Genomic DNA, 22,943 nt, shown 5'->3' with positions numbered 1-22,943 from the left:
ATCCTGCACCGCGCCACTGACATCCCGCCCGGACCGACCCACCGCCGCCCCTTGACCTCAAGCGCGATCGAGGTCGAAGAGTGGGCCCCGGCCCCGCCTCCGACCCGACCCCGACGGGAAGTCCCCATGCACGCCATCCGGCTCCACGCCTTCGGTCCCGCCGAGAACCTCGTCCACGAACAGGTCGAGGACCCGCTGCCCGCCCCCGGCCAACTGCGCGTCGCCGTCGCCGCGGCGGGCGTCCATCTGCTCGACACCGCCCTGCGCGAGGGATTCCGGGGCCCGCTGCCCGAGTTGCCCACGCTGCCCACCGTCCCCGGCCGCGAGGTGGCCGGCACGGTCGAGTCCCTCGGCGAGGGCGTCGCGGACCACTGGCTCGGCCGACGCGTGGTCGCGCACCTTGGCTTCGCCCCCGGGGGCTACGCCGAACTGGCCGTCACCGATGTCGACCGCGTCCACGAGATCCCCGCGAACCTCGACTTCGCCCAGGCCGTCGCCATGATCGGCACCGGTCGTACGGCGCTGGGGGTCGCCCAGTTCGCCGAGCTAGGCCCCGACTCGGTCGTCCTGGTCCCGGCGGCCGCGGGCGGTATCGGCACCCTGCTGGTGCAGTACGCCGCGAACGCCGGCGCCACCGTCGTCGGCCTCGCGGGCGGCCCGCACAAGGTGGCCCTGGTGCGGGCCGGCGGCGCCGACCTCGCCGTCGACTACACCGACCCCGCCTGGCCCGGCAAGGTCCGCGCCCACCTCGGCGGGCGCCCGGTCACCGTCGTCCTCGACGGGGTCGGCGGCAAGGTCGCCCGGGAGGCCGTCGCGCTGCTCGGCCCCGGCGGCCGGCACCTCGTCTTCGGCTGGTCGGCGCAGCACCTGCGCGGCGGCGGCGCCCACCTCGTCGAGGGCGTCTCCGAACAGGTCCTCGGCCCGGCCATGATGCGGCGGACCGGCGGACCCCACCCGCTGCGCACGCTCGAACTGCGGGCCCTCGCCGAGGCCGCCGCCGGCCGCCTCACCCCCGTCGTACAGCGTTTCCCGCTCGCCGAGGCCGCCGCCGCACACCGCGCCCTGGAAACCCGGAACACGATCGGAAAGGTGGTCCTCGAACCATGAGCGGGTACGGCACGCACCGAGATGCGACCCCTGCAGATCCATGGTCTTCTGACCGGGTGAGTGACCCCCGTACGGGTGAGACCACCACCTCCCTGGACACCGACCCGCACCGCTGGTGGGGGCTGGTGGTGATCGCCCTCGCTCAGCTCATGGTCGTCCTGGACGCGACCATCGTGAACATCGCGCTCCCCTCCGCACAGCGCGCGCTCGGCATGTCCGACGGCAACCGCCAGTGGGTCATCACCGCGTACACCCTGGCCTTCGGCGGTCTGCTGCTGCTCGGCGGCCGGATCGCCGACATCGTGGGCCGCAAGCGCACGTTCCTCATCGGTCTCGTCGGCTTCGCCGCCGCCTCCGCGTTCGGCGGCGCGGCCACCGGCTCAGGGATGCTCTTCCTCGCCCGCGCCCTCCAGGGCGCCTTCGCCGCCCTGCTGGCCCCCTCCGCGCTCAGCCTCCTCACCACGACCTTCACCGACCCCAGGGAGCGCGGCAAGGCCTTCGGCATCTACGGCGCGCTGGCCGGCAGCGGTTCCGCGATCGGCTTCATCGTGGGCGGACTGCTCACCGAGTACCTGAACTGGCGCTGGTGCCTCTACGTCAACGTGCCCATCGCGATCGTCGCCGTCCTCGGCGCGGTCACCCTGCTGCGCGACAGCCCCGGCCACGCCGGTGCCCGCTTGGACGTCCCCGGTGTGCTGCTCGGCTGCGGCGGCCTCGTCTCGGTCGTCTACGGGTTCAGCGAGGCGAACCCGCGCGGCTGGAGCGACCCGCTGGTCCTGACGCTGTTCGCGGTGGGCGTCGCGCTCCTCGCCGCCTTCGTGTGGTGGCAGACCCGGGCCCCCGTCCCGCTCCTGCCCCTGCACATCGTCAGGGACCGCAACCGGGCCGGCTGCTTCCTGACCATGGCCCTCGCGGTCATCGGCATGTTCGGCCTGTTCCTGTTCATGACCTACTACCTCCAGGTCATCCTCGGCTACTCCCCCGTGCAGACGGGCCTGGCCTTCCTGCCGCTGACCGTCGCGATCATCATCGGCTCCACCCAGATATCCGCCCGGTTGCTGCCGCGTGTGGCCCCGCGGATGCTGATGGTCCCCGGCATGGTGCTGGCCGCGAGCGGCATGCTCGTGCTCACCCGGATGACGGTGGACTCCTCCTACCCCACCGAGATCCTGCCCGCGCTGGTCCTCATGGGCCTGGGCATGGGTCTGACCTTCATGCCGGTGTTCTCCACCGCCACCGCGGGGGTCGCCCCGCAGGACGCGGGCGTCACCTCCGCCACCGTCAACACCTCGCAGCAGGTCGGCGGCTCCATCGGCACGGCCCTGCTCAACACCGTCGCCACCACCAGCGGCGCCGCGTACATCACGGCGCATCTGCGCGACCCCGCCCAGAAGGACCTGATCGTGCGCGAGGGCATCGTCCACGGCTACACCGTCGCCATCTGGTGGGCCGTCGGCATCATGCTGCTGGCCGGCCTGGTCGCGGGCCTGATGGTGACGGCGAAGCCGCCCACGCGCGAGAGTCCGGCGCGGGCTCCGGTACCCGAGTCGGCGACCTGACCGTCGTCCGCGGACGGCGAGGCGAGGACGGCCGACGGCCGCCTCAGCGCCGCCCCGCCCGCCTCGGGACGCCGTCCCGCAGCGCCGCCCCGGGGCTCAGTGCCGTCCCGCCACCCAGTCCGCCGCCCGGGCCAGCCTGGAGGACCCCGCGCCGTGCGTCTCCCGCTCGCGCCGGTCCGCCGCCCGGTAGGTGGCGTACATCCCCTGCACGCCCAGCCACCGCAGCGGCTCCGGCTCCCACCGGCGGACCTTGTGCCCCACCCACGGCAGGTCCGTCAGCTCCGTGCGCCCGCCCTGGCCGGAGTCCTGCTGCACGAGATCGCTCAGCGTGCGGGCGGCGAGGTTGGCGGTGGCGACACCCGAACCGACGTAACCGCCCGCCCAGCCGAGCCCCGAGGACCGGTCCAGGGTGACCGTCGCGCACCAGTCCCGGGGCACGCCCAGCACGCCCGACCAGGCATGTTCGACCCGCACCCCGGCCAGCGCGGGGAAGAAGTCCACGAGGATCGTGCGCAGCGCCTCGACGGTCGCCGCCTGGGTCCGTCCGTCGTTGTCGGTCCTCGACCCGAAGCGGTACGGCACGCCCCGCCCGCCCAGCGCGATCCGGCCGTCGGCGGTGCGCTGCGCGTACATGTACGCGTGCGCCATGTCGCCCAGCGTCTCCCGCCCGTCCCAGCCGACCGACTCCCACTGCGCGGCCGTCAGCGGCTCGGTCGCGATCATCGAGGAGTTCATCGGCAGCCAGGTCCGCCGCTGCCCCTTCAGCGAGGCCGTGAACCCCTCCGTGCAGCGCAGCACATAGGGCGCACGAACGGTCCCGTACGGCGTGACGGCGTGCTTCGGCCGTATCTCCGTCACCGGCGTCGACTCGTGCACGGTCACGCCCAGCGCCTCCACGGCCGCCGCCAGCCCCTTGACCAGCTTCACCGGGTGCACCCGCGCGCCGTGCGGGGTCCAGGTCGAACCGACCGCGTCCGCGACCCGGATCCGCTCGGCCGTCTCCCGGGCGCCGTACAGCTCCCGGTCCTTCTCCCCGAACGCCAGTTCTCCCGCGTGGAACGCCTTCAGCCGGGCCAGCTGGGCCGGTGTGCGCGCGACCTCCAGCACTCCGCCCTTGTGGACGTCCGCCTCGATGCCCTCGTCGCCGACGACCCGGACGACCTCGTCCACGGTGTCGTTCATGGCCCGCTGCAACCGCGCGGCCGCCTCGTGCCCGTGCAGCTTCGCGTACCGGTCGCGGCCCGCGATGCCGTTGTACAGCCAGCCCCCGTTGCGGCCGGAGGCGCCGTAGCCGCAGAACTTCTGTTCGAGGACGGTGATCCGCAGGAACGGGGCGGCCTTCTTCAGGTAGTACGCGGTCCACAGTCCCGTGTACCCGCCCCCGACGATCACGACGTCCGCGGAGGCGTCCCCGGTCAGCGGCTCCCGCCGCGCCGGAAGACCGTCGTCCGCGTACCAGAACGAGATGCCGCCGTTCACGACGCTGCCGCCCGAGTTGTTCATGTCCGGGACGCTAACCCCTGCACCGGGCCACTGTCTCCTTCGGATTCCGTGCTTTTTCCGCGCCCTCTGGTCAGCGGGAAACAGGCCAGCCCGATCAGCGCGGACACGAAATGTCCGACGTCGGTGAAGGTGCGGCCGACCACGAGCGGGACCCCGTACCAGACGAGCACGAAGGCGAGGTACGCGTACCGCCAGGGCGCGGCGATCCGGTAGGTGAGCACCGCGACCACCCCCGCCAGCGCGTAGCTCACGCCCACGTCGAGGGTGTCGACCGCCGAGGGCGGCGCCATCCCGTCCCGGATCGCCCGCAGCAGCACGCCCTCGCTGATCAGCGTGGCCAGCACATGCGCGGCCACGCACACCGCCAGCCAGCGCAGCGTGCCCAGCCAGCGCTCGGCCTGCGCGTGGAAGACGGAGTACAGCACGACGTACGGCCACCAGAACCCGCCGGCGATCCACATGGCGCTGGCGATCAGCACCCGCACCGGGTTGTCCGACAGTTCGTGGATGTTCGTCGACCGCTGCCGCAGGAACTGTTCCTCGAACTCCGGCGACATGTGGTGCAGGGCGACCGTGGTGACGAACAGGATCGCCAGCCACACGTACGTACCGGGCGCGCTGCGGACGTACGCCCGCACTTGGCGCAGGGTCTCGCCTCCGCTGATTCGCATGAGCCAAGTCACACACGCCAGTATCGTCCGGCGCGTGATCGACATTCCGAACAAATCGGCGGCGGTACTAGGCTCGCGGACATGATCCGTACCGCCGTGCCCGCCGACGTCCCCGTCATCCACAGCCTGATCCGTGAACTCGCCGAGTACGAGAAGGCCCCGCAAGAGGCCAGGGCGACGCCGGAGCAGCTCCACGAGGCACTGTTCGGCGAGCGCCCCGCCGCCTTCGCCCACATCGCCGAGGACGACGCCGGCGGCGGGACGGTCGGCTTCGCCCTGTGGTTCCTGAACTTCTCCACCTGGCGCGGCGTCCACGGCATCTACCTGGAGGACCTGTACGTCCGCCCCATGGCCCGCGGCAACGGCCACGGCAAGGCCCTGCTGACGGAGCTCGCCCGCATCTGCGCGGAGCGCGGCTACCAGCGCCTGGAGTGGTCGGTCCTCGACTGGAACCGGTCCGCGATCGACTTCTACGACTCGCTCGGCGCCCTTCCCCAGGACGGGTGGACGACGTACCGCCTGACGGACGAGGCACTGACCAAGCTGGGGACCCAGGAATAGCCCGGACCGCCGGACGCCGAAAGCCCAGGTCAGAACTTTCTGACCTGGGCTTTTCCGGAGCCCCCTGTCGGATTCGAACCGACGACCTTCGCTTTACAAGAGCGGTGCTCTGGCCAGCTGAGCTAAGGAGGCGTGCGCGTACGCCTGACGCACGTGCCCGTGCAGTGTACCCACGTCGCGAGGGCTCCCTGTCGAAAATTTCCGCGAAGTTCACAGTCGTCCGGGTACTGACAGATCGGGTGGCCGGGAGGTAGCGTCCTGATTCGGTTCACTCGTGTGGACTACACCAAACCACCTTCCTACAACGGATCGTCCGGCACGTTCCTGCCGGTAGAAGGGGGCCCATCACCATGGCCACTGTCTCGTTCGACAAGGCGACCCGGATCTACCCGGGTTCCGAGAAGCCTGCCGTAGACGCACTCGAGATCGAGATCGAGGACGGCGAGTTCCTCGTTCTGGTCGGTCCGTCCGGCTGCGGCAAGTCCACCTCGCTCCGGATGCTCGCGGGGCTCGAGGACGTGAACGCCGGCGCCATCCGCATCGGTGACCGTGACGTCACCCACCTGCCGCCCAAGGACCGGGACATCGCGATGGTGTTCCAGAACTACGCGCTGTACCCGCACATGTCGGTCGCCGACAACATGGGCTTCGCGCTCAAGATCGCCGGCGTCAACAAGGCGGAGATCCGGCAGAAGGTCGAGGAGGCCGCGAAGATCCTCGACCTGACCGAGTACCTGGACCGCAAGCCGAAGGCGCTTTCCGGCGGTCAGCGCCAGCGTGTCGCGATGGGCCGCGCCATCGTGCGCGAGCCGCAGGTCTTCCTCATGGACGAGCCGCTGTCCAACCTGGACGCCAAGCTCCGTGTGTCGACCCGTACGCAGATCGCCTCGCTCCAGCGCCGTCTGGGCATCACGACCGTCTACGTCACCCACGACCAGGTCGAGGCCATGACGATGGGCGACCGCGTGGCGGTCCTCAAGGACGGTCTGCTCCAGCAGGTCGACTCCCCGCGCAACATGTACGACAAGCCCGCCAACCTCTTCGTGGCCGGCTTCATCGGCTCCCCGGCGATGAACCTGGTCGAGGTCCCGATCACCGACGGCGGGGTCAAGTTCGGCAACAGCGTGGTGCCGGTCAACCGCGAGGCGCTGAAGGCCGCCGCCGACCGCGGCGACCGCACGGTCACCGTCGGCGTGCGTCCCGAGCACTTCGACGTGGTCGAGCACAACGGCGCCGCCGCCTCCTCGCTGTCGAAGGACACCGAGGACGCCCCGGCCGGTCTCGCGGTCTCCGTGAACGTCGTCGAGGAGCTCGGCGCCGACGGCTACGTCTACGGCGCGGCCGAGGTCGGCGGCGAGGTCAAGGACCTGGTGGTCCGCGTCGGCGGCCGTCAGGTGCCGGACAAGGGCGCGCAGCTGCACGTCGTGCCGCGGCCGGGCGAGATCCACGTGTTCTCCACCTCCACGGGCGAGCGCCTCACCGACTGACCGCACACCGCCCGGGACGGCAACTCCCGGATGATTCACCCTCGCTGACGAATCGGGCCCCGCACACCATCGCGGGGCCCTTTTCGTTGCCGCCGAATACCCCGGCAAAACACCCTTTTCGAGTGACGTACGTCAACGCCCTACCCAAAAAGTGGCACTTCCTCATCCCCCGAACCGGTGACTAAATGTCGCCAAATCATTACCGGGCGCTACCCTCACACGCGTGAAGCACTCCACCACCCAACAGACGCGACGCGGCAACCGGGGCCCCGCCCGCCGGATCGGCCGCACCCTCGCCCTCGTCCTGCCCGTCGTCCTGGTGCTCTCCGGGACCCTCGCGGTCACCCGAGTCAACTGGTCGGGGAACCCCTCGAACTCGGTGCTCACCGCGTCCGACGTCTCCACCGCGGGCGGCGCCTCGCGCTCCGTGGTCCGCGCACCGCAGGACCTGCTGCGCGACCGGCTGCTGACCCAGTTGCAGGACAAGGACCCGGGCGTCGTCCTCACCCACCTCCAGGAGGCCGTCAACGGCCACCCGTCGCTCGCCGAGCACTGCGTCTCCATCGCCCGCGCGCTGGGCCGTGCCGCGGTCCGCATCTACGGCGCCTCGCGGGCCCAGTCGTACGCGCGCCCCGTCTGCGACACCTCCTTCGCGTCGGGGGTGGCGGCCGGCCACAGCTGAACCCGCCCTCGCGGCCGACCGCCCCTCGCGGCGGGCGGCCGGAAACGGCCGGCCGCGGATCGGATCGCCGGTCCGGGCCACCGGCGGGGCGCCGCGTACAGTTCGGGCATGACCGATCCGCACGCCGCGTCCCGCCCCACGCAAGCCGTCATCCTGGCCGGGGGCCAGGGTTCCCGGCTGCGCCCCTACACCGACGACCGGCCCAAGCCGATGGTGGAGATCCCCGGCACGGGGACCCCGATCATCGGCCATCAGCTCGTCTGGCTCGCCGAGGAGGGCGTGACGGACGTCGTGGTCAGCTGCGGCCACCTCGCCGACGTCCTCCAGAAGTGGCTGGACTCGGCCGACCTGCCGGTGAACGTCACGACGGTCGTCGAGACCGAGCCGCTCGGCCGCGGTGGCGGCCTGAAGTACGCGGCCGCCCGGCTCCCGCACCCCGACCGGTCCTGGTACGCGACGAACGGCGACATCTGGACCCGTTTCTCGCTGCGCGACATGGCGGACTTCCACACCGAGCGCGACGCCGTCGCGACCCTCGCCCTGGCCCGCCCGCGCATCCCCTGGGGCGCGGTGAAGACCGACGGCTTCGGCCACATCACGGACTTCATCGAGGCCCCGCCGACGACGAACGAGATCAACGCGGGCGTCTACGTCTTCTCCCCGGAGTTCGCCGATCTGCTCCCCGCGCGGGGAGACCACGAGCGCACCACGTTCCCGCATCTGGCGCGTGAACGCCGCCTCGCAGGCTTCCCGATCCCGCAGGGCGCCTACTGGCGGGCGATCGACACCGCGAAGGACCTGACCGAGGCCGCGCGGGAGCTGGCCGCTCTGGGCCGCTGAGAAGCCCCTCGAAGACTCTCCCCGCGCCACGGGACACCCCTTCCCGGGCCGCGGGGTCCGGGGAACGCCCGTACACGGCCGTCAACGGCACCCGCGCGGCGCCCGTACGACGCCCGGGCCCCGCACAGCGCCCGTACGACGCCCGCACCGCGCCCGCGCGGCAACGCACAACGCCCGCGCGGCGACGCACGGCGCCCGGGCTCCCTCGCGGCGCCGGTATGGCGCCCGTACGGCGCCCGCGCAACGCCCGTACGACGCTGGGTCCCCGCACCGCCCCCGCATCGCGCGGCGACGCACGGGGCCCCGCACGGAGCCCGAATAGCGCCCGCGGCGGCGGGACGCGACCGACGGAGCCCGTATGGCGCCCGCGGCGGCGGGACGCGACCGTACGACGGAGGGGCCCCGCACATCATCCGTGCGGGGCCCCGTCGTCGTGCCGGTCGCTGTCCTAGCCGAGCAGGCCGCCCACCAGGCCGGACTGGCCGGCCGAGGAGGAGCCCGAACCGCCGCCCGAGCTGCCGGAGCCGCCCGAGCCGCCGGAGCCACCGGAACTGCCGGAGCCACCCGAGCTGCTGGAACCGCCGGTGCCGCCGGGCGAGCCGCTGCCGCCGGACGAGGGCCCGGAGCTGGTGCTCGGGGCGCCACCGGAGGAAGTGGACTGCGCGGGCGGCGCCTGTCCGGCCGTGCTCCGGCTCTGGCTGGGCGCGCCGGTGGTGGCGGAGCCGCCGGTGTCGTGGGTGGCGTCCGGGGTGTTGGCGGCGTCGCTGGAGGGGCTGGCCGCACCGGAGGGGACGCCGTGGGCCGGCGCGCTGGAGGAGGGCGACGGCTTCTGCCGGTGCTTGCGCTTGGCCGGGTCCTGCGGGAGCGGCGACCCGGGCAGCTCGTTGCGCGGGGCCTCGCCGGGGCCGGGGACGACGACCCGGCCGGCGTCGCGGACCGCACCGCCGAGCAGGGAGCCGACGAGCAGGGTGAGGCCCACGGCGACGGCCGTGACGAGGGCGCCGCGGCGCAGGACGTACCGGCGCAGCTCCCAGATGTCCGAACGGGGTCCGAGACGGCGCCAGGCACCGGCCGCAAGACGTCCGTCGATCGAGTAGACGGGCGCGCCCGCGATGATCAGCGGGGACCAGGCGGCGAGACAGATGATGTCGGGCGCGTCGTAGACCGGGGCCGTCTTCCAGCTGACGGTCACGAGCAGCGCGGCGGACAGCGCCGCGCCGACCACCGCGGTGACCCGCTGCCAGCAGCCGAGGAACGTCAGGACGCCCACGATGACCTGGAGGAAGGCGATGACCAGGCCGGCCCCGACCGGGTGCTGGAGCGCGAACTGGCGCAGCGGCTCGGCGACTTCCCAGGGGTGCAGGGTGTCGAGCCACTTGACCATCGAGCCGCGCTTGCCGCCGTCGAAGTACTGCGGGTCGCAGAGCTTGCCCATGCCGGCGTACACGGAGATGAAGCCGAGGAAGATGCGCAGCGGGAGCAGCACCACGCCGAGGTTCATCCGGCGGCCGGGGAAGTAGGCGTGCCGTGCGGGGTCGTCGGCGCGCCGCCCGGACCGCGAACCGTGCCGCGCCCCGCCCGCCGCCTCGACGTCGTGGTACGCGTCCTCGCCCTCGAACCGGCCGTAGTCGTAGGCGGGTTCGCCGTGCGCGGGACCGCCGTAGGCGGGTGCGCCGAGGCCGTCGTGGCCGGGGCGTCCGTAGGCGGGTTCGTCGTAGGCGCTGCCGACCGTGCGCATCTGGGGCAGGAGCCGGGACCCGGCGGGCCGGCCGTCGCCCGGGGTGCGCTGGGCGCCGACGACGGGGGTTTCGAGGGTCTGGTCCAGCTCGTCGTACCGGCCGCCGTAACCGTCGTATCCGCCGTAGCCGCCGCCGGGCCGGCCCGGGGCCGCCGTCGTCGGGTCGACGCGCGGGATGACCTGGGTGGCCCCGCCGTCCGCGGAGGGCTGCTCGCCGTGCCGGACGCTGCCGGCCCGCACGGCCTGGAGGAGGCGGTGGGCGCCGGTGTCGTCGGGGGCGGACCTGCCGCTCCAGACGACCGCGCGACGACGGGCCCCGGCGCCGTCCGCCACGGGCGCCTGGGCGGTGCCCACGCCGACGCTCAAGTGCCGTGCGATCCGCGGCGATTGGGCGCGTCTCGCCGACGTCCCCAGCTGAACGCGAAAGCTCGCGTGATTGACGATGACCTGCGCCGGATCGCTCGGCACCTTCACCATGCTCAGCGCGGGAGCGTCGTCGTATCCCGACGAGCGGTCCCCCGTGGGTGTGCGGGGTGTTCTGGTGTCCACACTCATCTAACCGAGTGACGTGGAGTTAGGACACTGCTTTGACCGGGCGGATCTGTCCGGACCCCGTCAAGGTTGTCCTCGACGCCCGGATTGCCCCGAGTGGGTGACAGGACCGGATTTCCGTTCGGACGACGTCCGGCCCCGGTCCGAGGCACGCGTCAGACGCACCCCGGACCTGAGTCCGGCCTGCCCTCAGGCGCGTCGCCGGGCCGCCTCGTACAGCACGACACCCGCCGCGACACCCGCGTTCAGCGACTCCGCGCCACCGGGCATCGGGATCCGCACCCGGAAGTCGCAGGTCTCGCCGACCAGCCGGGACAGTCCCTTGCCCTCGCTGCCGACGACGATGACGACCGGGCCGCCCAGCGCCTCCAGGTCGCCCACCTCGGCCTCGCCGTCGGCGGCCAGGCCGACCACGGTGAGGCCGGACTTCTTGTACGCCTCCAGCGCGCGCGTGAGGTTGGTGGCGCGGGCCACCGGCGTACGCGCGGCCGTACCGGCGGACGTCTTCCACGCGCCGGCGGTCATACCGGCGGCACGCCGCTCGGGTACGACGACGCCGTGGCCGCCGAAGGCGGAGACGGACCGTACGACGGCACCGAGGTTGCGCGGGTCGGTGACGCCGTCGAGGGCGACGATGAGCGGGTCGGCGCCCTCGTCGTAGGCGGCGGCCGCGAGGTCCTCGGGGTGGGCGTACTCGTACGGCGGGACCTGGAGGACCAGGCCCTGGTGGTTGAGCCCGTTCGTCATCCGGTCGAGCTCGGGGCGGGGGGCCTCCATGAGGTTGATCCCGCCGCGCTCGGCCGCGAGCTGGAGCGCCTCGCGCACCCGCTCGTCGTTGTCGATGAACTGCTGGACGTAGAGCGTGGAGGCGGGCACGCCCTCACGCAGCGCCTCGACCACGGGGTTGCGCCCCACGACCATCTCGGACGTGCCCTTGCCGCCGCGGCCGCGCACCACGGGACGGCGGGCGACCTGCTTCGCCTTCGCGGTGGCGATGCGGTTCTTCTTGTGCTTCTTGCGCATCTCGGCGGGCGGGGTCGGGCCCTTGCCCTCCAGGCCCTTGCGTCGCTGGCCGCCACTGCCGACCTGCGCGCCCTTCTTGCCGGACATGCGGCGGTTGTTAGCGGCCATGACCTACCTGTCTGTGCGAGGCGACGCGGCGCGTGCGCCCGCGTCGAAGTGTGTACGTCTATGAAGTGTGCCGTCCGGAGGCCCGGACGGCACAATCGATCACTTAGGCGATCGGGTGGGGTCAGCGCGGGCCGAGGCTCCAGCGCGGTCCCTGCGGACCGTCCTCGATGACGAGTCCGGACTGGTTGAGCTGGTCGCGGATGGCGTCCGCGGTGGCCCAGTCCTTGCGGGTCCGGGCCGCCTCCCGCTGGTCGAGGACCAGGCGTACGAGGCTGTCGACGACGCCGTGCAGATCGTCGCCCCGGTCCGTCTCCTCGGCCCAGTGCGGGTCGAGCGGGTCGAGTCCGAGGACGCCGAGCATGGCGCGCACCTCGGCGAGGCGGGCGATCGCCGCTTCCTTGTCGTCGGCGGCGAGCGCGGAGTTGCCCTGCCGGACGGCGGTGTGCACGACTGCAAGGGCCTGCGGCACGCCCAGGTCGTCGTCCATCGCCTCGGCGAAGGCGGGCGGCACCTCGGCGGCGGGTTCGACGACCCCGCCGGCCTTCTCCACGACCCGCTGCACGAAGCCCTCGATGCGCGCGAACGCCGACTCGGCGTCGCGCAGGGCCTCCTCGCTGTACTCGATCATGGAGCGGTAGTGCGGGGTGCCGAGGTAGTAGCGCAGCACGATGGGGCGCCAGTCCTTGACCATCTTGGAGACGAGGACCGAGTTCCCGAGGGACTTGGACATCTTCTCGCCGGCCTTGGTGACCCAGGCGTTGTGCACCCAGTACCGGGCGAACTCGTCGCCGAACGCCTTGGCCTGGGCGATCTCGTTCTCGTGGTGCGGGAAGATCAGGTCGAGGCCGCCGCCGTGGATGTCGAAGGCGGAGCCGAGGTACTTGTGCGCCATGGCGGAGCACTCCAGGTGCCAGCCCGGGCGCCCGCGTCCCCACGGCGTCTCCCAGCTCGGCTCGCCGGGCCTGACCGACTTCCACATGGCGAAGTCACGGTGGTCCCGCTTGCCCGTCTCGCCCTCGCCCGAGGGCTGGCGGAGGTTGTCCAACTCCTGGTTGGAGAGCTGGAGATACTCCGGGAAGGAGCGCACGTCGAAGTAGACGTTGCCGTCGGCCTCGTAGGCGTGTCCGCGCTCGATGAGCCCGCGCATCATCTCGATCATCTCGGGCACGTGCCCGGTCGCCCGCGGTTCGTACGTGGGCGGCAGGCAACCGAGCGCCTGGTAGCCGTCGTTGAACGCGCGCTCGTTGTCGTAGCCGATGGACCACCAGGGGCGGCCCTGCTCGTGCGACTTCTTGATGATCTTGTCGTCGATGTCGGTGACGTTGCGGATGAACGTGACGTCGTAGCCGCGGTAGGCGAACCAGCGGCGCATGATGTCGAAGTTCAGCCCCGACCGGATGTGTCCGATGTGCGGGGCCGCCTGAACGGTGGCACCACACAGGTAGATCGAGACACAACCCGGCTTGAGCGGGGCGAAGTCACGGATCTGCCGGGCGCTGGTGTCGTACAGGCGAATAGTCACCACTCCAGGGTAGTGGTCGCGAGGCAGTGCCCCGCGACCCTTCCGCCCTATTGCCCCCGGCAAAGGGAGCACGGGTGCCCACGGACGCGCGGGGCGGAGCCCCCTGCCGAGCCGGGTGCGTCGGCGAGCGGGTGGGCGGGCTCGGCCCGCGCGGAACCACCGGCGCCGTCCCGGCGGGCCCGGCCCGCGCGGAACCACCGGCGCCGTCCCGGCGGGATCAGCCCGCGCGGACCACCAGCGCCGTCGCCACCGCCATCAGGCCCTCGCCGCGCCCGGGGAAGCCGAGCCCGTCCGTCGTGGCCCCGGACACCGAGACCGCCGCGCCGACCGCCTCGGACAGGATCTTCTGCGCCTCGTCGCGTCGCTTGCCGATCTTCGGGCGGGGCCCGACGACCTGGACGGCGACGTTGCCGATGACGAATCCGGCCTCGCGCACCAGCCGCGCGGCCTCGGTCAGCAGCGTCACCCCGGACGCGCCGGCCCACTCGGGCCGCCCGGTGCCGAAGTGCTGCCCCAGATCACCGAGTCCGGCCGCGGAGAACAGCGCGTTGCACGCGGCGTGGGCGACGACGTCCGCGTCGGAGTGCCCGGCCAGGCCCGAACCCTCGCCCTCCCACTTCAGACCGGCGCACCACAGCTCGCGCCCCTCCTCGAAGGCGTGGATGTCCGTACCGATCCCCACCTGCGGAAGCACGTACGCCCCGGCGCCCTGGGCGGCACCGGGCGTCCCGGAGAGCTCAGAAGCCATCGTTCAGCCTCCGGCGCGCCAGGACCGCCTCCGCCAGCACCAGGTCCAGCGGCCGGGTGACCTTGAAGGCCTCCTCGTGCCCGGGGACCACCACGACCGGCAGGCCGAGCTGCTCCACCATGCTCGCGTCGTCCGTGACGTCGTCGGTCACCGTCTCGTGGGCGCGCAGCAGCGTGGCCCGGTCGAAGCCCTGCGGCGTCTGGACGGCCCGCAGCCGCCTGCGCTCGGGCGTGGCCACCACCGGCTCCGGCTCGCCCGGCACGGCCGCCGGCTCGACCTCCTTGACCGTGTCCGCGAGCGGCAGGGCCGGCACGACCGCGGCCGCGCCCTCCCGTACGGCCTCGATCACCGCGTCCACCGTGTCGACCGGCACCAGGGGCCGGGCGGCGTCGTGCACGAGCACGATGCCGCAGTCGGACGGCAGCGCGTCGAGGCCGAGCTTCACCGACTCCTGGCGGGTCTCGCCGCCGGGGACGACGAGGAAGTCGGTCCGCTCCGGCAGCGCGTGCGCGTCGAGCAGCGACTTGACCTCGCCCGCGCCGTCGGGCGGCGCCACGACGACGACCAGGGAGACGGCGCGGGACGCGGCCATGGCGCGCGCGGCGTGGATGAGCATGGGAGTGCCGTTCAGCGCGCGGAGCGCCTTGGGTGCGCCCGGACCGAGGCGCACACCCCGGCCGGCGGCCGGGATCACGACGGCGGTACGGGTGGTCACAGCCGGGGCTTCCGGAACGGCATCCGCGGTCGAAGGGCGCGAAACGTCAGACATCGGTTCCTGTCAGGTTTGTGTGCTCGGCCTACGTGGGTATGGCCACAGCGTGCCGGGCGCGACGCCTTGACCGGAACCCTTCCGTGACACCGGTCGAGCCAGCTGCCCGGGCCCGGCACACCAGTATCGGGGGAATTCCTCGTGGCGTACGGCATCCGAGTACGGCATGCAAAGAAATGCCGCAGCGCCCGGCGACAGAAGATACGTCATCGGGCACCGCGGCATTTCACTGTGCAGAGTGAGGGGCGTGCTGAGTGGGGCGGACGGTGCCGCCGCGCGTCAGGACGCGAGGACCTCGTCGAGCAGGGCCTCCGCCTTGTCCTCGTTCGTGTTCTCCGCGAGAGCCAGCTCGCTCACCAGGATCTGGCGGGCCTTGGCGAGCATGCGCTTCTCACCGGCGGAGAGTCCGCGCTCGCGCTCACGACGCCACAGGTCACGCACGACTTCCGCGACCTTGATGACATCGCCGGAGGCGAGCTTCTCCAGATTTGCCTTGTAACGGCGTGACCAGTTCGTGGGCTCCTCGGCGTACGGAGCGCGCAGCACCTCGAAGACCCGGTCCAGCCCGTCCTGACCGACCACATCACGCACGCCGACGAACTCCGCATTGTCCGCTGGCACACGTACCGTCAGGTCGCCCTGGGCGACCTTCAGCACCAAGTAGGTCTTGTCCACGCCTTTGATCTGGCGAGTTTCGATAGCCTCGATCAGCGCGGCCCCGTGATGGGGATAGACCACGGTGTCGCCAACCTTGAACGTCATGTGACAGGTACCCCTTCCGTGGCTATCCAGAGTAACACGGAAACGACGGGTTCTGAATGGCGTTTTCGCAGGTCAGGGCATATCTCGGGGCTTGACAACAGCAACAGGAACGTGCATCGCGGGCCGATCGGAAGCGGGTATTCGCAGGTCGGAGCGGCTGTCCGGGGGAAGGGAAACGCACACGTTACACACATCCGGAGGCCGCCCCAAGTGGCCGAACGTCCCTAAATGTCTGGTTCCATACGATCGACTTCCGCTACTCCGTTCGGTTGCCGGTGCCGACCGCGACACGATTCCGGAATTGATCACGGGGCGATCACAAGGGAAGATCACAAGACCGGCGGAACGGCCGGCCGAACCACATCGGTGATCAATTCCGCCGCTTAGAGGCCCGCCACCTCCGGGTATTCCGACACGGAAAATCCGCAACCCCGTCTAAGTGAATCTCGTACGACGGTGAGACCAATACGTTCCGGGTCGCATCCGGCTCCGGAAAGCCTCCCGGTACCGCCTGCCGGGCGAAGCCGGACGCCCCCGGGGGAGGGTCGGGTGCGGCGGCTCCGGAACGGCTCGGTAACCTAAGGCCGCTGACAGACACTTAGGGCGGCTTTAGGTACAGCTGCCCCTGCGTTCAAGGAGAAGCCGCCGCCGTGAGCAGCAGCCTTCGACGCGGCGCCCTCGCCGCCTCCGCCATCGCGTTCTCGATCGCCTCGCTCGCCGCGTGCGGCGCGGGCAACAGTTCCCAGACGCTGGAGGTCCAGCCCGACAACGCGGCGACGAGCGTCGGCGACATCAAGATCCAGAACGCTCTCGTCATCACCCAGCCCGGTACGGACACCTCGGGTCCCTCCGTGATCTCCGCGACCGTCTTCAACAGCGGCAGGAGCGCCCAGACCCTGGATTCCATCAGCGTCGAGGGCGGCGGCTCCGCGAAGCTCTCCCCCGCCAAGGGCAGCGACAAGCTGAGCATCCCGGCGGGCGGCTCGCTGGTCCTCGGCGGCAAGGACAACGCCTCCGCGGTGCTCTCGGACGCCGCCGAGGCCGTCCAGAACGGCAACGTCCAGAAGATCACCTTCACCTTCAGCTCGACCGGCGCCGTGAACATCAGCGCCTTCGTCGTCCCGGCCGAGAGCTACTTCTCCTCGTGGGGCCCGAGCGAGATCCCGAGCGTCACGCCGTCGCCGGGCGAGTCGGCCTCCCCGAACGAGTCCGCCTCCCCGAACGAGTCGACGTCACCGACGGCGACCGCCACCGAGTCGGCGACCGGCCAGTAGCCGGGCGCGGCCCGCGGGCCCGGCTCCGAGCGCGGCTCGTGAGCGGTGCGCCGCGGGTACGGCCCGTACGTGCGTACCGGATGCCTCCGGCCCGCCCCGACCGCCGACGGCTGTTTACGGCTCGAACTTGTAGCCGAGGCCGCGCACCGTCACCAGGTACCTCGGCGCACCGGGGTCCGGCTCGATCTTCGCGCGCAGGCGCTTGACGTGGACGTCGAGGGTCTTGGTGTCACCGACGTAGTCGGCGCCCCAGACCCGGTCGATCAGCTGCATACGGGTGAGGACGCGGCCCGCGTTGCGCAGCAGCATCTCCAGCAGGTCGAACTCCTTGAGCGGGAGGTCGACCTTCGAGCCGGAGACGGTGACCACGTGACGGTCGACGTCCATCCGGACCGGGCCGGCCTCCAGCGCGGCCGGAGTGACCTCCTCGGGCTCGCCCCGGCGACGCAGGACGGCCCGGATCCGGGCGACCAGCTCGCGCGAGGAGAACGGCTTGGTGACGTAGTCGTCGGCTCCTATTTCCAGACCGACCACCTTGTCGATCTCGCTGTCCTTGGCGGTGACCATGATCACCGGGACGTTCGAGCGGCCGCGCAGCTGACGGCACACCTCGGTGCCGGGCAGCCCCGGCAGCATCAGGTCGAGCAGGACGAGATCGGCGCCATTGCGCTCGAACTCGTCGAGCCCGTCAGGGCCCGTGGTCGCGACAGCGACCTCGAAGCCCTCCTTGCGGAGCATGTACGACAGGGCGTCGGAGAAGGACTCCTCGTCCTCGACGACAAGCACACGGGTCACGGAAGGACCTCCGGGGCGGAAAGCGTTTCGTACGCGGTTGAGTCGGGGGATGTGGTCCGCGATGGGCGGGCCGGGTGAGCGGCCCGACCGGTCTCGACGACGTTCTCGACGACGCTGTCGATGACGTTCTCGGCGGGGATGTCCTCGTCGTAGTCGTCGTAGTCGTCGTTCACGTGATCGTCGTAGGTGTCGTTCACGTGGTCGGGATCGGGATGCTGCTGGGCGCGGTCGCGGGCCGCACCCGCCTCCGGCAGCCGCAGAGTGAACGTGGAGCCCTGACCCTCGGAGCTCCACACCGTGACCTCCCCGCCGTGCGAGGCGGCCACGTGCTTGACGATCGCCAGCCCGAGGCCCGTGCCACCCGTGGCACGGGAGCGGGCGGGGTCGACCCGGTAGAAGCGCTCGAAGATGCGCTCCTTGTCCTTGTCCGAGATGCCGATGCCCTGGTCGGTCACGGCGATCTCGATGAGGTCGCCTCCGGGCACGCTGACCCGGCGGGCGGCGATGCCGACGCGGGTGCGGGCCGGCGAATAGTTGACGGCGTTCTCGACGAGGTTGCCGAGTGCGGCGGCGAGTTGCCCCCTGTTCCCCCAGATCCGCAGGTCGGCGGTGCCGCCCGCGGCCATGGTGATCTGCTTGGTGCCGGCCTGGTGGCGGCATCGGTCGATGGCCTCGGCGACCAGCTCGCCCACCCGGACGGGCTCGGCGTCCTCCAGGGGATCGTCGTTCTGGACCCGGGAGAGGTCGATGAGCTCCTGGACCAGGTTCGTCAGCCGGGTGGCCTCGATCTGCATCCGCCCGGCGAAGCGCTCCACCGCCTCCGGATCGTCCGAGGCGTCCATGACGGCCTCGGAGAGCAGGGAGAGGGCGCCGACCGGGGTCTTGAGCTCATGGCTGACGTTCGCGACGAAGTCGCGCCGTACCGCCTCGATGCGCCGGGCCTCGGTGAGGTCCTCGACGAGGAGCAGGACGAGCCGGGAGCCGAGGGGGGCGACCCGCGCGGACACGGCGAGGGCCTCGCCCCGCCCGGTCCCCCGCCTGGGCAGATCCAGTTCGACCTGGCGTATCTCGCCGTCCCGCCGGGTGTCCCGGGCCATCTGGAGCATGGGTTCGACGGCGAGCTTGCCGCCGCGCACCAGCCCGAGGGCGTACGCGGCGGAGCTCGCCTTGACCACGGCGTCCGCCTCGTCGAGCACGACGGCGGAGGAACGGAGCACGGAAAGGACCGTGTCCACCCCCGGCGGGAGCACCAGGTCGGTGTGCAGAGAGGTTCTGGTGGGTCGCTGCTGGTCGCGTTCGCTCCAGCGGAACGCCAGCATGGCGATGGCACCGGTGAGTACCCCGGCGATCGCTGCCGCTGCGGCGACCGCCGCGTTCACGTCCATGCCCCCAGGTTAGGCATGCCGTCCCGGATGGCCACAGCCATCGAAGTGCGACCTCGAACACTCGTCGCTCAGAGTTCACCTTGGAGCTAGCAGTGGTTCATTTTGGGTGATGGAAACCGACGCGTACGAGCCGGAACGTGGGAGCGTGGGGTTCGTACCGCCGGTTCGAGAACGTTCGAGCATCCAAACGTTCGAGGACTCACATGTCCGGAGGACCGGCCCCCCAAACCCCTATGGAACACGTACGAGAGGGAACCTGATGCGGGACGCGTACCACGAGGAACTGGACTCGATCGGCGACGGACTGGTGGAGATGGCCCGGCTGGTCGGGTCGGCGATCGGGCGCGCCACGACCGCCATCCTCGACTCCGACCTGAAGCTGGCCGAGAGTGTCATCGAGGCGGACAAGAAGGTCGACGAGCTCCAGCACGACCTGGAAGCCCGTGCGATAGCCCTGCTGGCCCGGCAGCAGCCGGTCGCCACCGACCTGCGGATCGTCGTCACGTCACTGCGGATGTCGGCCGACCTGGAGCGCTCCGGCGACCTCGCCCAGCATGTGGCGAAGCTCGCGCGGCTGCGTTTCCCGGAGCGCGCCATCCCGCACGACCTGCACGCCACGATCCTGGAGATGGGTCAGCTCGCGCAGCGTCTGATGGCGAAGGCGGCCGAGGTGATCATCACGAAGGACGTCGATCTGGCGATGCAGCTGGAGGCCGACGACGACGCCATGGACCTGCTGCACCGCACGCTGTTCCAGCACCTGATGGACGACCGCTGGAAGCACGGCATAGAGACCGCGGTCGACGTGACGCTGCTGGGCCGTTACTACGAGCGGTTCGCCGACCACGCGGTGGCGGTCGCCAAGCGCGTGGTCTTCCTGGTGACGGGTGAGCACGCGGACGAGCTCCAGCCCGACATCCAGCCGGAGATCCAGGCCTCCGGACCCAAGGGCGCCTGACCCTCCGTATCCGAACAGGCGCGAAGGGAATCGGCCGGGGCGTGCCCAAAGCCACCGTGCGCCGTTGATGCGCCCGGTGGAGCGGGCATGCAATGGACACAGGCACCGCCTCCAGGAGGGACCCAGAGCCATGGCCGAATCCCCCAGCACGACGCCCGACCCCGCGCAGGAACGCCCCACCGAGCAGTCCGCCGACATCAGGAACCTGACGCTGATCGGCGCGTGCGGCTGCGGCTCGGGCTGCGGGTGCGGGTGCCAGTCGGGCAACCCCTGCCAGTGCGGCTGACGAAGCCCACGGCGTGCGACGGCGTACGACGACGAAGGTCGTCGTACGCCGTCGCACGTCCCGCCTCTCCTCGCAACCCGTCGGTCGCCGCCCGGGCCGTACGGGCGCAGCATGGAAGGTGATCCGCAGGAACGGGAGGTACGGGACCATGCCCCAGTTCATGGACATCCACCACGGTATGCAGGGCATCACGGCCGACCAGCTGGACGAGGCCCACAAGGCTGACCTCGCGATCGAGGCCGACGAGCAGGTGCACTTCGAACGGGCCTGGGCCGACCCGGCCACCGGAACCGTCTACTGCCTCTCCGAGGCCCCCTCCGCCGAAGCGGTCCAGCGCGTGCACGAACGCGCCGGTCACAAGGCGGACGAGATCCACCCGGTGCCCCTGTCGGTCTGGTGACCGCCGCCCCACCGCCCGCCGGTGTCACGGGCGGGGGACGGTCGCCTCACCGGCGCCGGCTCACTTCACGTCGGCTCACTTCACGTCGACGAAGTCGGCCGCGCCGGTCCTGGCCCGGGTGAGGCTCGTGCCCGCGAAGTTGAAGCGGTACTCGCCGTCCACCGTCGCCTTCACCGAGGCCTTGGCCCAGCCGTTCCGGTCGGTCTTGACCTTCTGGAGCGTGACGAAGGCGCCGCTCCTGCCCTTGCGGAACTGGAGCAGCACCTGGTGCCCGATGAGGGGCACGTCCTTGTGCTGTTCCCAGCTCGCGACGGCCATCCGGGCCCTGACCGTGACGGTCCTGCCCTTCTTCACCGGCTCCGGGGTGGCGTCGGCCCGGGACAGCTGCGTCTCGCGCTTGATGCGCGCTATGCCGGTGCCGACGTCGTCCAGGCGGGTGACGTTGCCCGCGCCGTCGACGGCCACGGCGCCCACGGTCCAGACACCGGCGAGGGCGTTGCTGCGGAGGTTGCTGTTCGGGTCCGCGACCACGACGGCCTCGCACTTGGACGTGGTCGCACTGGCCTTCACACAGCGGCCGGACCCGACCTGGGCCAGGTAGCCGTCGGCCTGCGCCCGGGTGTCGCCGTGCCACAGTCCGTACGTCACGCTCCGGACGCCGGAAGGGTCGTTGACCGTCGCGGAGACCAGGAAGGCGACCTTCTCCTTGGCCCCGACGACGACGGTGTAGTCGAGCCTCTTGTTGACCACGATGTCGCTGAATCTCGTCGGCGAATCGTCCTGCGTGGCCCCGGCGGCCGGGCCGGCCAGGGCGGTGACGGCCAGGGCGGCGCCGAGGGCGGCGGCGGTGACGGCGGTGGCGGTGGCGCGTAGGCGCATGATGCGGTCTCCCACTTTCAGGAAAGGGGTGGTGACTTCACCTGCGTCAGACAGAGGGGTTCACCCGGGGGTTGTGCGCCATTGCCGCCCGGCCCATGACTTAACCCTGGCGTATCCCCGGGTTGGCGAATTCAACGACCGCCGGTCAACTTCCTTGTCCGCGAACTGAATTCGAGCCTCTTTTGGCGGTGCCCTTTCGTGTGTCCGGTGCGCAGGCGATGGCCAGCAGTGCCATGTCGTCGGTTCTCGCACCACCGGTGTGCTGGTGCACGTCGGCCAGCAGGGCGTCGAGGAGGGCGTCCGGCCGGGCGTCCGGGCATATGGCGGCTCCCCCGACGGGGTCGTAGAAGACGCCCTTCTCGTCCCGGGCCTCCGTCAGTCCGTCCGTGTAGAGCAGCAGGGTCGCCCCCTCCGGGAAGGCCACCAGGTCGACGGGGGCCGGGTCGTCGGCCAGGGCCGCCATGCCCAGGGGCACGGCCGGCCGGCTGGGCTCGACGTACCGCACGTCGTCGGGCAGGAGCAGCACGGGCGCGGGGTGGCCGCGGTTGACGAGGCGGACCGCCCTCTCGTGCCGGGGAAACTCCGCCACCACGCCCGTGATGAACCCCTCCAGCTCGGTCGCGCTGCCCGACTGCTGGGTCTCCAGGACGGCAGTCCGCTCCAGCCGCTCCACGACCCCCGTCAGGCTGGGCTCGTACAGGGCCGCCTCGCGAAAGGTGACGATGCTGGCCGCGACGGCCCTGACCGCGTCCATTCCCTTGCCGCGCACATCTCCGATCACACAGCGCACGCCGAACGGGGTGTCGAGCACGGCGTAGAGGTCGCCGCCGATCTGCGCGTCCGTCTGCGCGGCCTCGTAGCGCGCGGCGAAACGCAGCGGACCGCTCGCCTTCGGCGGATCCGGCAGCACGGCGCACTGGACGGCGGCGGCGATGTCGCGCGCGGAGCGCAGCTGGGTCTGGAGGTGGTGCAGGAGGCGGTTGAGAAAGACCGCGATCACGGTCACCGTCGCCACCATGGCCAGCTCGCTGAGCTCGGGCCCTCTTCGGTGGTAGCCGAAGTGCACGAACGAGGTCAGGTCGAGAAGGAACGCGCACACCCCGGTGAGGATGGTGCCGCGCAGGGACAGCAGAGGTGCGGCCATCAGGATCGCGGCCGCGTAGAAGGCCGCGGCGCTGACCGTCGGCGGCGTGAGAAAGTCGACCATCCCCGCTCCGAAGAGCAGGACGGCCGGCATCAGACGCCTGTGGCTCTCCAGCCACCGCCACACTTCCGGCCCCGCCACGCGCTGCTCCCGATGCCGACGGCACTCCCTGCCGGCCCAGGCTAAAGCC

Annotated in this window: 21 protein-coding genes, 1 tRNA gene and 1 pseudogene; 10 read left to right on the top strand and 13 right to left on the bottom strand. The window is 71.4% G+C overall.

The window, feature by feature from the left end:
• Nucleotides 1-126 precede the first annotated feature (126 nt).
• Nucleotides 127-1,107, top strand: coding sequence for a zinc-binding dehydrogenase (locus FNH09_RS30590; RefSeq protein WP_152893143.1), 981 nt, complete (start codon nt 127-129; stop codon nt 1,105-1,107).
• Nucleotides 1,108-1,163: 56 nt separating this feature from the next.
• Nucleotides 1,164-2,666 (top strand): MFS transporter, encoded by a 1,503-nt coding sequence (locus FNH09_RS30585; protein WP_338017725.1) that lies wholly within the window; start codon nt 1,164-1,166, stop codon nt 2,664-2,666.
• Nucleotides 2,667-2,762: 96 nt separating this feature from the next.
• Here FNH09_RS30585 and FNH09_RS30580 read toward each other — a convergent pair whose 3' ends face one another.
• Together FNH09_RS30580 and FNH09_RS30575 are read right to left on the bottom strand one after the other, a co-directional pair.
• A complete protein-coding gene (locus tag FNH09_RS30580) occupies nt 2,763-4,169 on the bottom strand; it encodes an NAD(P)/FAD-dependent oxidoreductase (protein ID WP_152893141.1) in 1,407 nt (468 codons plus the stop codon).
• A 10-nt stretch (nt 4,170-4,179) separates the two neighbouring features.
• Nucleotides 4,180-4,840 (bottom strand): annotated as a pseudogene (locus FNH09_RS30575) (rhomboid-like protein).
• A gap of 81 nt (nt 4,841-4,921) precedes the next feature.
• Here FNH09_RS30575 and FNH09_RS30570 point away from each other — a divergent pair.
• Nucleotides 4,922-5,401 carry a GNAT family N-acetyltransferase gene (locus tag FNH09_RS30570; protein WP_152893139.1) on the top strand — a complete coding sequence of 160 codons (480 nt, stop codon included), beginning with the start codon at nt 4,922-4,924 and terminating at the stop codon, nt 5,399-5,401.
• Between the two features lie 58 nt (nt 5,402-5,459).
• Here FNH09_RS30570 and FNH09_RS30565 read toward each other — a convergent pair.
• A tRNA-Thr gene (locus tag FNH09_RS30565) sits at nt 5,460-5,533 on the bottom strand.
• A 218-nt stretch (nt 5,534-5,751) separates the two neighbouring features.
• Between FNH09_RS30565 and FNH09_RS30560 the strand changes: the two genes are divergently transcribed.
• The 3 genes from FNH09_RS30560 to FNH09_RS30550 all read left to right on the top strand — a co-directional run bounded on the left by FNH09_RS30560 (nt 5,752) and on the right by FNH09_RS30550 (nt 8,410).
• Complete coding sequence (locus FNH09_RS30560) at nt 5,752-6,888, top strand: ABC transporter ATP-binding protein (protein WP_152893138.1); 1,137 nt, start codon at nt 5,752-5,754, stop codon at nt 6,886-6,888.
• A gap of 223 nt (nt 6,889-7,111) precedes the next feature.
• Nucleotides 7,112-7,570, top strand: coding sequence for a hypothetical protein (locus FNH09_RS30555; protein WP_162469331.1), 459 nt, complete (start codon nt 7,112-7,114; stop codon nt 7,568-7,570).
• Between the two features lie 108 nt (nt 7,571-7,678).
• Complete coding sequence (locus FNH09_RS30550) at nt 7,679-8,410, top strand: nucleotidyltransferase family protein (RefSeq protein ID WP_152893137.1); 732 nt, start codon at nt 7,679-7,681, stop codon at nt 8,408-8,410.
• 448 nt (nt 8,411-8,858) lie between these two features.
• Here the strand turns inward: FNH09_RS30550 and FNH09_RS30545 are convergent, their stop codons facing one another.
• The 6 genes from FNH09_RS30545 to FNH09_RS30520 all read right to left on the bottom strand — a co-directional run bounded on the left by FNH09_RS30545 (nt 8,859) and on the right by FNH09_RS30520 (nt 15,632).
• Nucleotides 8,859-10,703 carry a DoxX family protein gene (locus FNH09_RS30545; RefSeq protein ID WP_152893136.1) on the bottom strand — a complete coding sequence of 615 codons (1,845 nt, stop codon included), beginning with the start codon at nt 10,701-10,703 and terminating at the stop codon, nt 8,859-8,861.
• A 186-nt stretch (nt 10,704-10,889) separates the two neighbouring features.
• Nucleotides 10,890-11,831: a 23S rRNA (guanosine(2251)-2'-O)-methyltransferase RlmB gene (gene rlmB / locus FNH09_RS30540; protein ID WP_152893135.1), complete on the bottom strand. Its 942-nt coding sequence runs from the start codon at nt 11,829-11,831 to the stop codon at nt 10,890-10,892.
• Between the two features lie 121 nt (nt 11,832-11,952).
• On the bottom strand, nt 11,953-13,353 hold the full coding sequence (gene cysS / locus FNH09_RS30535; RefSeq protein WP_162469330.1) for a cysteine--tRNA ligase: 1,401 nt from the start codon (nt 13,351-13,353) through the stop codon (nt 11,953-11,955).
• Between the two features lie 217 nt (nt 13,354-13,570).
• Nucleotides 13,571-14,101: a 2-C-methyl-D-erythritol 2,4-cyclodiphosphate synthase gene (gene ispF, locus FNH09_RS30530; protein WP_152893134.1), complete on the bottom strand. Its 531-nt coding sequence runs from the start codon at nt 14,099-14,101 to the stop codon at nt 13,571-13,573.
• Complete coding sequence (ispD, locus tag FNH09_RS30525; RefSeq protein WP_152893133.1) at nt 14,091-14,870, bottom strand: 2-C-methyl-D-erythritol 4-phosphate cytidylyltransferase; 780 nt, start codon at nt 14,868-14,870, stop codon at nt 14,091-14,093. The genes ispF and ispD overlap by 11 nt, the downstream gene beginning before the upstream one ends.
• Before the next feature lie 279 nt (nt 14,871-15,149).
• Nucleotides 15,150-15,632 carry a CarD family transcriptional regulator gene (locus tag FNH09_RS30520; RefSeq protein ID WP_003953493.1) on the bottom strand — a complete coding sequence of 161 codons (483 nt, stop codon included), beginning with the start codon at nt 15,630-15,632 and terminating at the stop codon, nt 15,150-15,152.
• A gap of 650 nt (nt 15,633-16,282) precedes the next feature.
• Here FNH09_RS30520 and FNH09_RS30510 point away from each other — a divergent pair.
• Complete coding sequence (locus FNH09_RS30510) at nt 16,283-16,906, top strand: copper chaperone PCu(A)C domain-containing protein (protein ID WP_162469329.1); 624 nt, start codon at nt 16,283-16,285, stop codon at nt 16,904-16,906.
• A 114-nt stretch (nt 16,907-17,020) separates the two neighbouring features.
• Here FNH09_RS30510 and phoP read toward each other — a convergent pair whose 3' ends face one another.
• Nucleotides 17,021-17,692, bottom strand: a complete 672-nt coding sequence (gene phoP, locus FNH09_RS30505) for a two-component system response regulator PhoP (RefSeq protein WP_004000192.1) — start codon at nt 17,690-17,692, stop codon at nt 17,021-17,023.
• 5 nt (nt 17,693-17,697) lie between these two features.
• Complete coding sequence (phoR, locus tag FNH09_RS30500; RefSeq protein WP_152893132.1) at nt 17,698-19,086, bottom strand: two-component system sensor histidine kinase PhoR; 1,389 nt, start codon at nt 19,084-19,086, stop codon at nt 17,698-17,700.
• 259 nt (nt 19,087-19,345) lie between these two features.
• Here phoR and phoU point away from each other — a divergent pair, with 259 nt between their 5' ends.
• The 3 genes from phoU to FNH09_RS30490 all read left to right on the top strand — a co-directional run bounded on the left by phoU (nt 19,346) and on the right by FNH09_RS30490 (nt 20,730).
• A complete protein-coding gene (gene phoU / locus FNH09_RS30495) occupies nt 19,346-20,044 on the top strand; it encodes a phosphate signaling complex protein PhoU (protein WP_152893131.1) in 699 nt (232 codons plus the stop codon).
• Between the two features lie 130 nt (nt 20,045-20,174).
• Nucleotides 20,175-20,330, top strand: a complete 156-nt coding sequence (locus FNH09_RS47820; protein WP_202919783.1) for a hypothetical protein — start codon at nt 20,175-20,177, stop codon at nt 20,328-20,330.
• A gap of 148 nt (nt 20,331-20,478) precedes the next feature.
• Nucleotides 20,479-20,730, top strand: coding sequence for an SCO4226 family nickel-binding protein (locus tag FNH09_RS30490; RefSeq protein WP_152893130.1), 252 nt, complete (start codon nt 20,479-20,481; stop codon nt 20,728-20,730).
• A gap of 75 nt (nt 20,731-20,805) precedes the next feature.
• Here the strand turns inward: FNH09_RS30490 and FNH09_RS30485 are convergent, their stop codons facing one another.
• On the bottom strand, nt 20,806-21,609 hold the full coding sequence (locus FNH09_RS30485; protein WP_156110845.1) for a DUF5707 domain-containing protein: 804 nt from the start codon (nt 21,607-21,609) through the stop codon (nt 20,806-20,808).
• Between the two features lie 145 nt (nt 21,610-21,754).
• Entirely contained in the window at nt 21,755-22,894 is a 1,140-nt protein-coding gene (locus FNH09_RS30475; protein ID WP_338017724.1) for a PP2C family protein-serine/threonine phosphatase, read from the bottom strand.
• Nucleotides 22,895-22,943 lie beyond the last annotated feature (49 nt).

The organism is Streptomyces adustus (assembly GCF_009377175.1).
GTDB classification, from domain to species: domain Bacteria; phylum Actinomycetota; class Actinomycetes; order Streptomycetales; family Streptomycetaceae; genus Streptomyces; species Streptomyces adustus.
Note: the sequence above shows the minus strand (reverse complement) of the source record. Positions and strands in the feature narration are given on the sequence as shown.